The organism is Kitasatospora sp. NPDC005856, assembly GCF_040629945.1.
In the GTDB taxonomy this organism is placed as follows: Bacteria; Actinomycetota; Actinomycetes; order Streptomycetales; family Streptomycetaceae; genus Kitasatospora.
The window spans coordinates 38,342-52,761 of record NZ_JBEXWT010000048.1; the positions used below are offsets into that span (position 1 = coordinate 38,342).

At 72.4% G+C, this 14,420-nt stretch carries 14 protein-coding genes; 7 read left to right on the forward strand and 7 right to left on the reverse strand.

All coding sequences use genetic code 11. From position 1 onward, the window contains the following. Positions 1–98 precede the first annotated feature (98 nt). Positions 99–467, forward strand: a complete 369-nt coding sequence (locus tag ABZ449_RS25895; RefSeq protein ID WP_360350326.1) for a hypothetical protein — start codon at positions 99–101, stop codon at positions 465–467. 61 nt (positions 468–528) lie between these two features. Here the strand turns inward: ABZ449_RS25895 and ABZ449_RS25900 are convergent, their stop codons facing one another. Next, positions 529–1,734 carry an MFS transporter gene (locus ABZ449_RS25900; RefSeq protein ID WP_360350329.1) on the reverse strand — a complete coding sequence of 402 codons (1,206 nt, stop codon included), beginning with the start codon at positions 1,732–1,734 and terminating at the stop codon, positions 529–531. A gap of 127 nt (positions 1,735–1,861) precedes the next feature. On the opposite strand from ABZ449_RS25900, the gene ABZ449_RS25905 reads away from it, so the two are divergent. Then, positions 1,862–2,266 (forward strand): metalloregulator ArsR/SmtB family transcription factor, encoded by a 405-nt coding sequence (locus ABZ449_RS25905; RefSeq protein ID WP_360350332.1) that lies wholly within the window; start codon positions 1,862–1,864, stop codon positions 2,264–2,266. A gap of 72 nt (positions 2,267–2,338) precedes the next feature. On the opposite strand, the gene asnB is transcribed toward ABZ449_RS25905, so the two are convergent. The 3 genes from asnB to ABZ449_RS25920 all read right to left on the reverse strand — a co-directional run bounded on the left by asnB (position 2,339) and on the right by ABZ449_RS25920 (position 5,885). Beyond that, entirely contained in the window at positions 2,339–4,189 is a 1,851-nt protein-coding gene (gene asnB, locus ABZ449_RS25910) for an asparagine synthase (glutamine-hydrolyzing) (RefSeq protein ID WP_360350335.1), read from the reverse strand. Positions 4,190–4,302: 113 nt separating this feature from the next. Then, entirely contained in the window at positions 4,303–5,358 is a 1,056-nt protein-coding gene (locus tag ABZ449_RS25915; protein ID WP_360350338.1) for a Gfo/Idh/MocA family oxidoreductase, read from the reverse strand. Beyond that, a complete protein-coding gene (locus ABZ449_RS25920) occupies positions 5,355–5,885 on the reverse strand; it encodes a GNAT family N-acetyltransferase (RefSeq protein WP_360350341.1) in 531 nt (176 codons plus the stop codon). Before ABZ449_RS25920 ends, ABZ449_RS25915 begins: the two co-directional genes overlap by 4 nt. A 205-nt stretch (positions 5,886–6,090) precedes the next feature. On the opposite strand from ABZ449_RS25920, the gene hemA reads away from it, so the two are divergent. Both hemA and ABZ449_RS25930 read left to right on the forward strand, forming a co-directional pair. After that, positions 6,091–7,323 (forward strand): 5-aminolevulinate synthase, encoded by a 1,233-nt coding sequence (hemA, locus tag ABZ449_RS25925; protein WP_360350373.1) that lies wholly within the window; start codon positions 6,091–6,093, stop codon positions 7,321–7,323. Between the two features lie 83 nt (positions 7,324–7,406). Continuing rightward, positions 7,407–8,381, forward strand: coding sequence for a hydroxyacid dehydrogenase (locus ABZ449_RS25930; protein ID WP_360350344.1), 975 nt, complete (start codon positions 7,407–7,409; stop codon positions 8,379–8,381). A gap of 87 nt (positions 8,382–8,468) precedes the next feature. Here ABZ449_RS25930 and ABZ449_RS25935 read toward each other — a convergent pair whose 3' ends face one another. Together ABZ449_RS25935 and ABZ449_RS25940 are read right to left on the reverse strand one after the other, a co-directional pair. Then, entirely contained in the window at positions 8,469–9,434 is a 966-nt protein-coding gene (locus ABZ449_RS25935; RefSeq protein ID WP_360350347.1) for a LysR family transcriptional regulator, read from the reverse strand. Positions 9,435–9,444: 10 nt separating this feature from the next. After that, on the reverse strand, positions 9,445–10,452 hold the full coding sequence (locus tag ABZ449_RS25940) for a ScbA/BarX family gamma-butyrolactone biosynthesis protein (RefSeq protein ID WP_360350350.1): 1,008 nt from the start codon (positions 10,450–10,452) through the stop codon (positions 9,445–9,447). A 153-nt stretch (positions 10,453–10,605) separates the two neighbouring features. Between ABZ449_RS25940 and ABZ449_RS25945 the strand changes: the two genes are divergently transcribed. Both ABZ449_RS25945 and ABZ449_RS25950 read left to right on the forward strand, forming a co-directional pair. Then, positions 10,606–11,199 (forward strand): ScbR family autoregulator-binding transcription factor, encoded by a 594-nt coding sequence (locus tag ABZ449_RS25945; protein WP_360350353.1) that lies wholly within the window; start codon positions 10,606–10,608, stop codon positions 11,197–11,199. Beyond that, positions 11,196–12,146 (forward strand): NAD(P)-dependent oxidoreductase, encoded by a 951-nt coding sequence (locus ABZ449_RS25950; RefSeq protein WP_360350355.1) that lies wholly within the window; start codon positions 11,196–11,198, stop codon positions 12,144–12,146. Before ABZ449_RS25945 ends, ABZ449_RS25950 begins: the two co-directional genes overlap by 4 nt. Positions 12,147–12,178: 32 nt before the next feature. Here ABZ449_RS25950 and ABZ449_RS25955 read toward each other — a convergent pair whose 3' ends face one another. Continuing rightward, the gene (locus tag ABZ449_RS25955; protein WP_360350358.1) at positions 12,179–13,522 is read right to left on the reverse strand and encodes a GH1 family beta-glucosidase; all 1,344 of its coding nucleotides are present in this window, start codon (positions 13,520–13,522) and stop codon (positions 12,179–12,181) included. 274 nt (positions 13,523–13,796) lie between these two features. Between ABZ449_RS25955 and ABZ449_RS25960 the strand changes: the two genes are divergently transcribed. Continuing rightward, positions 13,797–14,381: an NAD(P)H-dependent oxidoreductase gene (locus ABZ449_RS25960; protein ID WP_360350361.1), complete on the forward strand. Its 585-nt coding sequence runs from the start codon at positions 13,797–13,799 to the stop codon at positions 14,379–14,381. Positions 14,382–14,420 lie beyond the last annotated feature (39 nt).

Consider the following 14,420-nt stretch of genomic DNA (forward strand, 5'->3'; position numbering starts at 1 on the left):
TCGCGGGCTCCTGATCTCGCCGAACACCCGTTCCCGCCCCGGCGTCCCGACTACGCTGGCCCGGGCACGGCCCAGGTCGAAACGAGGGGGTACCACGGATGCCGTACGAGATCGGCGCGAAGGTGAAGCTGACCAGGGATGTGCAGGTCACCGCGGGCGGCACGGGGGCCGGGACCGGCTTCCCCGGGTCGCTGTCCCTGGCCGGAGGCCTGGCGGGCATCGTCACGGGCTCCACACCGGAGGCCGGCGGCGTCTCCTCGGACATGCTCGCGAGCTTCGACCGGCAGACCCGCGGCGTCCGGCTCGACGCGTTCGCGGCCGGCCTGCTCGATGACGCCCGCCAGCGGCTCATCGGGCAGGGAGCGTTCGGCGCCGGCGCCGGCGGTGGCGGGACGAGGTACCGGGTGCGCTTCGAGAACGGGTTCGTCCTCGACGGTCTCGAGGAAGGCGTGCTGACCGAAGCCTGAGCACCCGCCACCGGACAAGGGCGGTCCCGCGCGGGTGCGCGGGACCGCCGGCCCCGGGACGTCAGCCGGCGGCGTCGGCTGTCACGGGCGCGGCCTGCGCCGGCGCTTCGGGCGACCGGCGCTGCGCCGCGCGGACGCCGGTGAGCTGGAGGATCAGGCCGAGCAGGGCGGCTCCCGCGGCGAACAGCGGGAGGAGGGCGCCGTTCCAGCCGAGCGAGAAGGCGATGCCGCCGAGGCCGGAGCCCACCGCACTGCCGAGGTAGAGGGCGGACTCGTTCAGCGCGACGGCGACGGGGCCGCCACGCTCACCCCGGGCCAGGAGCAGGTCGTTCTGCTGCGGGACCTGGAGCGCCCAGCCCACCGCTCCCCACACGGCGATGGGCAGCAGGGCGAGCAGCGGGGTGACCGCCGCGGCGGGGCGCAGCAGGGCGAGGGAGACGGTGAGCAGGACGAGGATGCCGACGACCAGCGAGTACGGGCGCCGGACCCGGTCCACCAGCGGGCCGATGAGGAAGCTGCCGATGACGCCGCCGATGCCCCAGGCCCACAGGTACGGAGTGATGTCGTCGACGCTCCCCATGGTCCCGCTCCCCATGACGGGCGCGAGGTAGGTGTAGAGGCCGAGGCTGGCGACGGCGGCCAGGAACGACACGCCGACGATGGAGGCGACCCGGGGGTCGGTCACCACCTGGGCGCGCTGACGCAGGGTCACCGAGGCGGTGGCCGGCAGGACGGGCAGCCGCAGGGCGAGTCCGGCGAAGGAGACCAGGCCGATGGCGGTCACCAGCCACAGCGTGGTGCGCCAGCCGGAGTGCTGGGCGATGAAGACACCGAGCGGCACGCCGATCACGGTGCCGGAGCTCATCCCGCCCATGATCACGGCCAGGGCGCGGCCCCGGCGCCGCTCGTCGACGAGGGACGCGGCGGCCGAGGCGGCGAGCGCGAGGTAGAGACCGGCGCCGACACCGGCGAAGGCCCGGGCGACCAGCAGCAGGCCGAGCGAACCGGCGATCGCGCTGCCGGCGTTCGCGAGGGAGAAGACCGCGAGGGAGCCGAGCAGGCCGAGGCGGACCCGCGACGCGGACAGCAGGGTGGCGAAGATCGGCGAGGCGATGGCGTAGGCGAGGGTGAAGGCGGTGACCATCTGCCCCGCGGCCGACACGGAGGCGTGGAAGTCGTCCGCGATGACGGGCAGCAGCCCGGCCGTGACGTAGGCGTCGAGACCGAGCGCGAAGGCTCCGAGTCCGAGGAGGTAGACGAGTTTCACTGGCGCCCCAATGTTTGATAGTCGCGGTACATAGATACATAGTGCGAGGGCGCGGCCCCGTCGCAAGCCCGGAGTCGGTTTTCGGCCATCCTGACCCGTCCTTGATCGGATGTGCGATTCTTGGCGTGTGCGCCGCTACTTCCACCCGGACCCCAAGGACATCCGGCTGCCCGCCGTCCTCTTCGCGTTGAGCGACGCGACCAGGCTGGGCATCGTGCTGGCCCTGTCCGACGGCAGGGAACACACGGCCGGTGAACTCGGCGGTGACATCGCCAAGTCGACGATGACCCACCACCTGAAGATCCTCCGGGAGTCCGGGCTGCTCTGGGTCCGCTCCGAGGGAACGCGCTGCTTCAACTCGCTGCGCACGGCCGACCTGGAGCAGCGCTACCCCGGCCTCCTCGGCCACCTGCTCGGCTCCGCCACGCGGGACGGCTACGGCTCCGCCGGCGACCGCGGAAACGGCCGCCCGGCCCTCCCCGGCCGAGGGCCGGGCGAAGGCCCGGCCGGGGCCGAGGCCGGCACCGACTGAACGGCACCGCCCCGACCCCGGCCCGCCCGGCAGGAAGCCCCGCCCGGCAGGAAGCCCCGGCCCGCCGCCCGGTCAGAGGTCCAGCGTGACGTCGTACGCGGCCAGCCAGTCGTTGACGCCGAGCGCCAGCTCCAGACCCGAGCGGTCGTACTGCGCACTCGTGTCGCCGAGCGGCGAGTCCAGCAGCCGGCGGGCCCCGGCGCGGTCCAGCAGCGACAGCACCGGCGAATCCGCGTCGTCGAGGACGGCGGCGAACGCCTGGCGCAGGCCGCGCTCGTAAGCCGGGTCCTGGGTGGTGGGGTACGGGCTCTTGACCCGCTGCACGATCGACTCCGGCAGCAGGTCCTCGGTCGCCGCCCGCAGCAGGCTCTTCTCACGGCCGTCGAAGGACTTCATCCGCCAGGGCACGTTGAACACGTACTCCACGAGCCGGTGGTCGCAGAACGGGACCCGCACCTCCAGGCCGACGGCCATGCTCATCCGGTCCTTGCGGTCCAGCAGGGTCTGCACGAACCGGGTCAGGTTCACGTAGCTCATCTGCCGCATCCGCCGGTCCGTGGCGTCCTCGCCCGGCAGCACCGGGGTCTCCCCCACCGCCTGCGCGTAGCTGTCGCGGAGGAACTCGGGCATGCCCAGCTTGTGCAGCAGGCCGGGGTCGAACAGCGACTTGCCGTCGAAGTACTTGCCGGTGGCCGACGTCAGCCAGGGGAACGTCTCGGCCTGGACCGCCTCCTCGTCGAAGAACCAGCGGTAGCCGCCGAACACCTCGTCCGCCGACTCCCCGGACAGGGCGACGGTCGACCGGGCGCGGACGGACTGGAACAGCCGGTACAGCGACGGCCACATGTCGCCCCAGTAGGCCGGCGGCAGGTCGAGGGCGCGCAGGACCTTCGCCCGCAGCTGCGGGTCGGCGAGCTCGGCGCTGTCGATGAGCACCTCGCTGTGCTCGGCGCCGATGTGGCCGACCAGGTCCCGCACGAACGGCGCGTCGGAGGTGCCGCGCACCGGGTCGGCGACGAAGTTCCCCCCGTGGTCGGCGAAGTCGACCGAGAAGGAACGCACCGGGCCCTCGCCGCGGGCGGCCAGCTTCTGGTGCGCGAGCGCGGTGATGGCCGAGGAGTCCAGGCCGCCGGAGAGCAGCGAACACAGCGGCACGTCCGCGATGGTCTGGCGGGTGACGATGTCGTCCAGGAGGCCGCGGACGGTGGCGATCGTGGTGTCGAGGTCGTCGGTGTGCTCCCGGGCCTCCAGCGCCCAGTACACCCGCTTGGTCAGCCCTGTCCGGGTCAGGCGCACGAGCTGACCGGGGCGCACCTCGTACATGCCGGAGAAGACGCCGTGCTCAGGGGTCTTCACCATCTCCAGGATCTCGCGCAGGCCTTCGGCGCTCACCCGACGGGGCACCTCCGGGTGGGCGAGGATCGCCTTGGGCTCGGAGCCGAAGACGACGCCGTTCGGGGTGGGGAAGTAGTAGAGCGGCTTGACGCCCATGCGGTCGCGGATCAGCAGCAGGGTCTGCTCCCGGGCGTCCCACACGGCGAAGGCGTACATGCCGTTGAGCCGGTCCACCAGGCCCTCGCCCCACTCCAGGTAGCCGCGAAGGACCACCTCGGTGTCGCTCCTGGTGCGGAACCTGTGGCCGCGGGCGACCAGTTCCTGGCGCAGCTCCTGGAAGTTGTACACCTCACCGCTGTACGTCAGGCAGGCCAGCGCGCGGCCGTCCTCCTCGGCGACCATGGGCTGGCGGCCGCCGTCGAGGTCGATGATGGACAGCCTGCGGTGGCCGAGCGCCGCGTGCCGGTCGCTCCACATGCCCTCGGCGTCCGGGCCGCGGCAGGCCATCGTCCGCGTGAGCGCCTCCAGGATGTCCTGTTCCTGGCTCACGTCGCGGCTGAAGTCCACCCAGCCGGCTATTCCACACATGTCGGTCTCCTTCTCGTCCCCAGGCACGGGAGACGGGGTCAAGGGCGTTGCAGAACAAGGGATTCGAGGGAATCGAGGAAATCGGGGGGATGCGGTGAGCGGGAGCGGGACGGTCAGCCCAGCCGCTCCCAGTCGGCCTCCTGGAGCACCGTCCGGCCGTCCGGGAAGTAGGCGACCGGCCCCGGGCCGCGCGCCTCACGCTCCATGGAGGTCAGCAGGTCCTGCAGGGCCAGGGCGTCGGACAGGCCCGGGAAGGGCTGTGCGGGCTGCTCGCCGTGGACGACGAACCGGGCGACGTCCGCGGCCATGCGGCCCAGCTTGACCACCGTCGCGGCGCCCTCGGGCACCGGCTGCGCCGCGGTGTCCAGCTCGGACAGCACCGTGTCGCCCTCCGAGGTGCGCCGCCAGACGCGCAGCCGGTCGGCGTCCCAGGTCGGCGTGTCGTAGACGGCGGAGGCGTATTCGAGCTCACCGTCCGGCGTGCGGAAGACGAAGTCGACCTCCCGCTTGCGGGTGATGTTGACGAAGCTGCTGTAGCCGGTGACCACGCCCGGGCCCAGCCGGCCGACCAGCGCCACACTGTCGAGGACGTCGGCCCCGGAGACCGAGAAGTCCGAACGGGTGCCCACGACCGAGTCCAGCACCAGGTCCGCGCCGTCGCCCGCGATCCAGCCGACGAGGTCGAGCGGGTGGATCACCTCGCTCGCCACACCGCTGGTGGGGCGGTGGTCGTTGATGCGGTCCTTGCCCCAGGTGAAGTGGGCCCGCACCAGACTCAGGCCGCCGCGGCGGACGTGGTCGCGCAACCGCACCGTCGCCTCCGAATAGCGTTCCACGAGATCCATGCAGAAGCCCGAGGTCTTCGCCATCGCCGCCGCCACGGCCGTCGTGTCGTCGCGGGAGGTGGTGAGCGGCTTCTCCGTCACGACGAAACCCTGGAATCCGGAAAGCTCCCCGAGTATTCCGGCGTGGGCGGCATCCGGCACGGTGACCACCACGACATCCGGACGGAACTGATCGAGCCCCTCCCGCACGGAGGTGTAGTACGGGATTTCCGGGTCGCGCCGGCTCCGACCCACGTACGCGAAATCCACCGGAATTCCGGTGTTCCGGAACGCGATGCGGAACCGCGTTCCGGCATATCCGAGTCCGACGATGAGGATCTTCATGCCTCGATCACCTCGCAGCTGGTTTCGGTGCCCCGCAGATCGAGGGCCAGGAGGTCTTCGCCCGTCGGCAGGAAGCCGAGGCCGCGGTAGAGGGCCGCACCGTCCGGCGTGGTCTGCAGCACCGCGCTGTCCACGCCCCGCGACCGCAGCCAGTCCAGGGCGTGTCGCATGACGCGCGTGCCGAGTCCGCTGCGCCGCCGGTCCGGGTCGACCACGACCGACTGCACCCATCCCGTCAGGCCGTTCAGGCAGTGCGCGGTCGGCGCGCGGTCGTCGATCACGGCGACGGCGCAGGCGGCCAGTCGGTGCGCCGGACCGATCACCGTCACGTGCACCCGGCCGGTCGGTCCGGTCAGCTGCCGGACCAGCCAGGACCGGTACGCCGCGCGCCAGGCGGCGTCCTCCTGCGGGGTGCGGGCGGCGTAGGGCGCGGTGCCCGCACCGAGCAGGTGGCCGCGCAGCCTGACGAGTTCCTCGATGTCCACGGTGGTCGCCGACCGCGGCAGGTCGTGTGACTGAGCGATCATGATTCAGGACTATAGGCTCGTCGTCGATACAAGAGAAATGTTCCGGACGATGATCCATGCCGCCGGCGAATAACTCCCCGGGACGCCTTCCACCTCGATTTATCCGGCCCGCTCATGGGTCGGCCGGAAACAGAATTTACGAGAACCCGGAGCAGCTGTCTATCTTTCCGGTGTCCGTCACCTGAACCGGCGAACCGGAGGAATGATGTTCGACTACGTCGAATTCTTCGCATCCCAACTGGACGACCTGCGCGGCCGCGGCGGCTACCGGACGTTCCTCGAAGTCGAGCGCCTGGCGGGCTCCTTCCCCGCCGCGCTGAAGCACGGCCCCGGCCCGGGGCGCCGGATCCGCGTGTGGTGCAGCAACGACTACCTCGGTATGGGCCAGCACCCGCTCGTCCTGGAGGCCATGAAGCGGGCCGTCGACGAGTCCGGGGCGGGCAGCGGCGGCTCACGCAACATCTCGGGCAACCACCGCTACCACGTGGAGCTGGAGCGCGAACTGGCCGACCTGCACGGCATGGAGTCCGCGCTCGTCTTCCCCACCGGCTACGCCGCCAACGACGCCGCTCTGACCGTCCTGGCGAGCCGGCTGCCGGGCTGCGTGGTCCTGTCCGACGAGCTCAACCACGCCTCGATGATCGCCGGCATCCGGCACAGCGGTGCGGAGAAGCTCATCTTCCGGCACAACGACATGGAGCACCTCGAGGAACTGCTGGCCGGCACCGACCCCGCCGTCCCCAAGATCGTCGCGCTGGAGAGCGTCTACTCCATGGAGAGCGACGTGGCACCGCTCGCGAGGGTGGCCGAACTCGCGCGCAACTACGGCGCGTTCACATACCTCGACGAGGTGCACGCGGTCGGCATGTACGGACCGCGGGGCGCCGGCAAGGCCGCGGAACTCGGCCTCCAGGGCCGGTTCGACGTCGTCCAGGGCACCCTGGCCAAGGCCTTCGGCGCGGCCGGCGGCTACATCGCCGGCCCCGCCTCGGTGGTGGACGCCGTCCGCAGCTTCGCCTCCGCGTTCATCTTCACCACCTCACTGCCCCCGGCCGTCACCGCCGGCGCGCTGGCGGCTGTACGGCACCTCAAGCGCTCCGAGAAGGAGCGGAGCCAACTGCGGGAGAAGGCCACGCTGTTGCACACGCTGCTGCGGGAACTCGGCATCCCCGTGGTCTCGGACGACGCGCACATCGTCCCCGTGCTGATCGGGGATTCCCGGGCCTGCCGGGAGGTCGCGGACGAGCTCCTGGAACGCCACGGCTTCTACGTCCAGCCGATCAACGCGCCCAGCGTTCCCCCGGGCACCGAGCGGCTGCGGGTCACCCCGACCCCGCAGCACGAGGACGGCGAGATCGTCGCCTTCGCCGACGCGCTCGACGACATCTGGCGGCGCGCCGACCTGCCGCGCCGCCTCTCGGTCGAGCCCGTCGCATGACCCCGCCCGGCCTCGACCGCCCAGCCGCATCCGACCGGTCGGCACCGACCCGCCGGCCGCACCCACCAGAGGAGCACACCACCATGGGGAAACCCGTCGTCGTCGTGGCCGACCCGCTGGCGCTGGAGGCGCTCGCCGAACTGGACGGCTACGACGTCCGCAGCTGTGACGGGCGCGATCCGCAGGCGCTGCACCGCGCGCTGGCCGACGCCGACGCCCTGCTGATCCGCAGCGGCACCCGGGTGGACGCGGAGGCACTGGCCGCGGCGCCCCGGCTGCGGGTCGTGGCCCGCGCCGGGGTCGGACTGGACAACGTCGACGTGCAGGCGGCCACCGCGGCCGGCGTCCTCGTCGCCAACGCGCCGCTCTCCAACGTCCTGAGCGTGGCCGAACTCACCGTCGGCCTCATCATCGCCGCCGCCCGCCGGATCGTGCCCGCCGGCGCGTCCCTGCGGGCGGGCCGATGGGAGCGCTCCCGCTTCCAGGGCAGGGAGTTGGCGGGCAGCACGGCCGGAATCGTGGGCCTGGGACACGTCGGCGGCCTCGTGGCCCCGCGGCTCGCCGCCTTCGGCATGCGGCTCCTCGCCCACGACCCGTACGTGACCCGCGGACGGGCCGAGGAGCTGGGTGTCCGGCTGGTCGGGCTGGACGAGCTGATGGCGGAGAGCGACGTCGTCACCGTGCACGTGCCCAAGACGCCGCAGACCACGGCGCTCATCGGCGAGCCCGAACTGCGGCTGGCCCGCCCCTCCCTCATCCTCGTCAACACCGCACGCGGCGGCATCGTGGACGAGAACGCGCTGGCCGTCGCGCTGAAGGAGGAACGCATCGCCGGGGCGGCCCTCGACGTCTACGCGGTCGAACCGGCCGTCGGCAACGCCCTGCTCTCCTTCCCCTCGGTCGTCGCCACCCCGCACCTGGGGGCCGGTACGCGGGAGGCGCAGGAGCGGGCGGGCCGGGAGGCGGCGCGGGCGGTGCGCCTGGCACTCGTCGGCGACCCCGTCCCCGGCGCGGTCAACGCCGAGGCCGTGAAGAGGAGAAGTGCGGGCGAGGAGTGACGTCGGCTCGCAGCCGCCGACCCGCCCGGTCCGTGTCGCCCGGTGCCGGCACCGGGCGACGCGGACCGTCGCCTCCCGCAACCCGGTTCAGCGCCCCGCCAGCACCCGGCCGGCCCCTGCACCCTGGCTGCGGCCCGGGGCCGCACGCCTGGAGCGGCGGGACAGCAGGACGCGCCGGGTCACCTCGGTGAAGCGCTCGGCGAGCGGGTGCGCACCGTGGGCGGGGCGGATCAGGGACAGCGGGATGCTCGGTGCTCCGCGCAGCGGCACGAACTCCAGGGCGGGGTGGAGGTTGCGCTGCAGGACGAGGTCGGGCAGCACGCTGACGCCCCGTCCGGCCGCCACCGACTCCAGGCACTCGTCGAAGTTGTCGCAGTGCACGATCCGCGGGTGCTCGGCGCCCAGCTGCCCGTCCGGGTCCAGGAGGGCCCGGCCGGTCGGGTTGATCACCAGTGGGTGGTCGCCCAGCTCCGTCCAGTCCACCCACGGGCGGCCCGCCAGGGGGTGGCGGTGGGGGACGGCCGCGGCGCACCCTTCGCTGCCGAGCCTGGTGGCCTTCATCCGGTCGGTCGGAGGGTGACCGCGCAGCAGCGCGATGTCCACGACGGCTCGGTCGACGCCGGCCCAAGGGTCGTCCCTGCGGTGCAGCTGCACCCGGGCGCCGCTCTCCCGTTCGAACCGGACGATCGCCTCGTGCACCCAGCCGTCCGGAAGCAGCCAGGAGAACCCCAACCGCAGGACGGGGCTGGACGGTTCCGGATCGAGCGCCTGCTTGAGCCGGGGCAGCAGTTCCTGCAGCCGGTCCCGCAACCGGGCCCCGGCCGGGCTGAGGGCGACCTGACGGGTGGTGCGCAGGAACAGCGGAACACCCAGCTGCTCCTCCAGGCGCTGCACGGAACGCGTGAGGGTCGGCTGGTTGCTTCCGAGCTGGGCCGCCGCGGAGGTGAAGCTCAGGGTGTCCGCGACGGCGAGGAACGCCTGAAGATGCTTGAGGTTGAGATCCCAGAGAGGCGTCTCCGGATCCTGGCGGCGTGACCCATGGGCCGTCGTCATGGTGCGTCGCTCACCCTGCGATCCGGCCGCTGTCCACCAGGACGGGAGCGGCGTAGGGGACGAGGTCGGCGGTGAAGTGCCGCCGGCCGTCCTGGACGGCCGTGACCCTCGTCCTTCCCACCACTCCGCTCCCGCTGTCGGCCGGCCGCGCGTCCGGGGCGAGCGGGGTGGTGACGATCGTGCAGGGGGCGTCCAGCTCGACGTAGCGGTGGAAGGTGCAGTCGAGCGTGCTGACGGCGCCGCCGACCGCCTGGTGGGCCGCCTCCAGGAGCAGCATGCCGGGCACGTGGTCGACGGGGTGGTCGAAGTAGATCGGGTGGGTCGGGTCGACCCGGAGCCGTCGGCCGTCGTCGGCCGGGGAGGTGAGGAGCACGTCCCTCGCCCGGTGGCGGCCGGTGCCGGCGCACGGCGCGGGCGCGGGGGCGGGTGAGGCCTTCGCCACGGCGGACTCGGTGTCGGCGTACGCTCCGCGCAGCCGCTGGTACACGGCCCGGGACTGGACGGTGAACCGGGTGTCGGCCGTGGCCACCGGCAGTCCGCCCCAGGTGACGAGCGCCCACAGGGACAGGGCCGCCGGATGCTTGCCCCGGTAGGACAGGTCGAAGCAGCGGACGTGGAGCTCCAGTTCCGGGCCGCGATCGGCCCCGGCGTACGCGGCGTCGTCGATGTCGTAGCGGATGCGCTCCCAGATCAGCTGGTGTCCCAGCGGCACGTCGTAGGCGGCGTGGCAGAGCAGCGGGAAGGTCTGACGGACGGTCTCGCAGAGCAGGAGCGGGTCGAAGTCCGGGGCGACCCGGTAGAGCGGGTGCCGTAACGGACGCCGGGCCCGTATGTGGAAGGCGTCGGGCCCCGTACGGCGCCAGCGGGTGAGGTACACCTCGTCAGGACGCAGCTTGTGCACCTGCCAGGGCTCGACGGGGGCGGTGTCGTCGGAGAAGTCGGCGGTACCGGCGCCCGTGAGGCCGGGATCGCCGGCGTCATCCGAACGGCTACGGTCGATGTCCTTGCAAACAGGCATGAAAGACCCCTATGGAAGGCGCCGGGCCGCTGCAACGACCCGTCGGCGATACCTTCATGTGTAACATAGAGATCGTTCTGTATCCAGAAATATTGCGCGACATGACGGGCGGACGACACGCGGATGACGAGTGGACACAAGCACGAACAAGCCTTGAAGACACGGGCCGCGCTGATCTGCGCCGCGGCCGAGGTGTTCGACCAGGTCGGCTACCACGGCGCGGGGATCAACCGCATCCTGACGAAGGCCGGCCTGACGTCCGGGGCGATGTACTTCCACTTCAAGTCCAAGGAGGACCTCGCCCGGGCCGTCATGCTGGAGCAGGCGAGCGACCTGCGACTGCCCGGGGAACCGCAGGGACTGCAGCAGCTCGTGGACGTCACGCTGACGCTCGCCGTCGAGCTGCAGAGCAACACGCTGCTGCGGGCCGGGGTACGACTGGCGGTCGACCAGGGCGGCCCCGCCCAGAACGACGACTCGGCGTACGACTGGTGGGCACAGCGCTTCCGCGGCGAACTGGACGTGGCGCGCGAACGGGGTGAACTGCGCGAGGACGTCGACGGGGGCGAGTTCGCCGAGGTCCTGGTGGCCGCGTTCACCGGAACACAGCTGAAGTCGCAGATCTCGGCGGGCTGGTCCGACCTCCCCGAACGCATCGTCTCCCTGTGGCGCTACCTGCTGCCCGGCGTCGCCTCCGCCGACGCGCTGCCGCACATCCGCGTCGCCCCGGAGCGGGGGCGGCCATGAGTGTGACGCCACGCCGGGTGGTGCTGACCGGCGCCACCGGATTCATCGGCTCGCACGTGGCCGCCCTGCTGCTGCGCGACCCCGCGTGGCAGGTGCGCGTGGTCGGCCGCAGGGCGCCCGCCGAGCTGATCGCCGCCGGGGCACAGTGGGTGGAGGCCGACCTCTCGGCCCCGGACAGCCTGCGCGACGCGTGCCGGGACGCCGACGCGCTGCTCCACCTGGCCTCCCTGATCAGCGGCGACCAGGACGCCTGCACCGCCGTCAACGTGCACGGCACCGCACGGCTCATGGCGGAAGCCGTCCGCTCCGGTGTGACCCGGGTGACCCACCTGTCGACGGCCGCCGTCTACGGCCACGGCCCCCATCGGGGAACGGAGGTGGGCGAAGCGGAACCGGCGCCGGTCTCCGCGACCAGCGCCAGCCGCCTCGCCGGCGAGCGGCCCGCCCTCGACGCCGGTGCCGTCGTCCTGCGCCCGGGACTCGTCCTCGGCACCGGCGACCGGTGGGTGGTGCCCGCCCTGGCCGAACTGCGCCGCCGGGTGCCCGCGCGCTGGGCCTCGGGGGCAGCGCTCCTCTCCGTCGTCCCCGCGGCGGACCTGGCCAGGCTGATCGTCGCCACCCTGTCCACGCCCCACCCCCTCAGCCCGTCCGTCCATCACGCGAGCCACCCCCGCCCGGTGCGCCTGCACCGCCTGCTGGACGCGCTCGACGAACACGCGGTCCTCCCGCCGGTCCCCGACCGCGACTGGCCCTGGCCGCAGTGCGTGGCCGCCCTCGGCGCGAGCGGCTCACGGCTGAGCGCCCGCCAGTTCTCCCTGCTGGCGCAGGACAACTGGTTCGGCAGCGAACGCGTCTGGCGACTGGCCGGAGTCGACTGCGGCGAGGACCCCTTGGCGGCCATGCCCTCCTGGGCCCCCTGGTACCGGAAGCACTGCGGAACCGCCTGACCCGGGGTACACCCCGAGTCGAACCGGTCCTCCTACCGCGCCGAGCGCTTCCGATGGGCGGCGATCAGGTCGCGGTACCAGGCGTACGAGGCCCTCGGTGTCCGCTTCTGCGTCTCGAAGTCGACGTGGACCAGGCCGAAGCGTTGGCTGAACAGCCCTTCGGCCCATTCGAAGTTGTCGAGGAGGGACCAGGTGTAGTAGCCGCGGACGTCGACGCCCTCGGCGGCGGCCCGGGCGAGGGCGTCGAGATGGGCGGCGAGGTAGTCGATGCGGGGCTGGTCGGGGACGGTCTCCTCGGTGACGGAGCAGCCGTTCTCGGTGATGGTGACGGGCGGGAGGGCCTTGCCGTAGGTGTCGCGGAGGCCGACGAGGAGGCGGGTGAGCGCGTCGGGGACGACGGGCCAGCCGAAGGCGGTGTGCGGGACGTCGGGGATGCCGACGAGGTCGAAGGGCAGACCGGGTTCGGTGGGGGCGGCGACGCGGGTGGGGTTGTAGAAGTTGAGGCCGAGGCCGTCGAGGCCGGGGGTGTGGATGAGGTCGAGGTCTCCGGGACGGACGGCGCCGAAGATGTCGTCGGGGACGCCGAGGGCGGAGAGGTCGGGGTAGCGGCCGAGGAGGACCGGGTCGGTGAACAGCCGGTTGTGCAGGGCGTCGTAGGCCGCGGCGGCGGCCGCGTCCTCGGCGGAACCGGAGGCCGGCTCGACCGGGGTGAGGTTGTTGGAGAGCATCACCTCCAGGCCCCGCTCGTGGAGCAGGGAGGCGGCCAGGCCGTGGCCCAGCAGCTGGTGGTGGGCGGCCGGGAGGGCCTCGAACATCAGGGTGCGGCCGGGGGCGTGGGTGCCCAGGGCGTAGCCGAAGACGGTGTGGACGAAGGGCTCGTTGAGGGTGATCCAGGCGGGGACGCGGTCGCCGAGCCGGTCGGCCACGACGCCGGTGTACTCGGCGAAGCGGTACGCGGTGTCGCGGTCGAGCCAGCCGCCCTCGTCCTCCAGCGCCTGCGGGAGGTCCCAGTGGAAGAGGGTGGGCAGCGGGGTGATGCCCGCCTCCAACAGCGCGTCCACGAGCCGGTCGTAGAACGCGAGGCCGGCGGGGTTCACCGCGCCGCCGCCGGTGGGCAGGACGCGGGGCCAGGCGATGGAGAAGCGGTAGCCGTCCAGCCCGAGGCCCTTCATCAGCTCGATGTCCTCGGGGTACCGGTGGTAGTGGTCGCAGGCCACCGCGCCCGTGTGGCCGTCGCGGACGGCGCCGGGGCGGGCGCAGAAGGCGTCCCAGACGGACGGTCCGCGGCCGTCCTCCTCCACCGCCCCCTCGATCTGGTAGGCGGCGGTGGCCGCGCCCCAGCGGAAGTCCACCGGCAGGTCGAAACGGTCCGGCATGGCAGCCTCCTGATGTGAATGTGAGGAGGACTCATGTTAGTGCCGCGCCGCCGGAACGCCAGAGGCCCTCGACCGATCCGGCGCACCCGCCGCCGTGCCGCAGGCCACTCGACGGCTCGACGGCTCGACAGCTCGACGGCTCGACAGCTCGACCGGTGGACCGGTGGACCGGTGGACCGGCTGAGGAAAGGGCTTGACTGTAAGCCCACTTCAACTTTGATCATTGGGACATCGCCCCGAACCGGGTTGCGTCCACAGAGAACCGAGGAGCCCCATGTCCGCCCCCGCACTTCGCCTCGCCGTGATCAACAGCAGTGTCCGGGAGGGACGGTTCGGCCCGACCGTCGCCAACTGGATCACCTCGCTCGCCAAGGAGCGCGAGGACCTGCTGGTCGATCCGATCGACCTCGCCGACCACCCGCTGCCGCACGAGCTGTCCCACGACCCCGGCAAGGAGGCGGCGGCAGCGCTCGCCAAGGTCACCCCGCGGCTGGCCGACGCCGAGGCCTTCCTGGTGGTCACCCCCGAGTACAACCACAGCTTCCCGGCCTCGCTCAAGACCCTGATCGACTGGCACCGGACGGAGTGGGAGACCAAGCCGGTGGGCTTCGTGTCCTACGGCGGTCTCGCCGGCGGCCTGCGCTCGGTGGAACAACTGCGGCAGGTGTTCGCCGAGTTGCACGCCGTCACGGTCCGCGACGTGGTCAGCTTCCACAACTGCTGGGGACAGTTCGACGAGACCGGCGCGCTGAAGGAACCCGCTGCCGCGACCGCCGCCGCCGAGACCCTGTTCGACCGGCTCTCCTGGTGGGGGCTCTCCCTGCGCGAGGCCCGCGAGAAGCGGCCGTACAACAACTGACCTCGGCCGACCCACGGTCAGGACACGGGCGGGACGGGG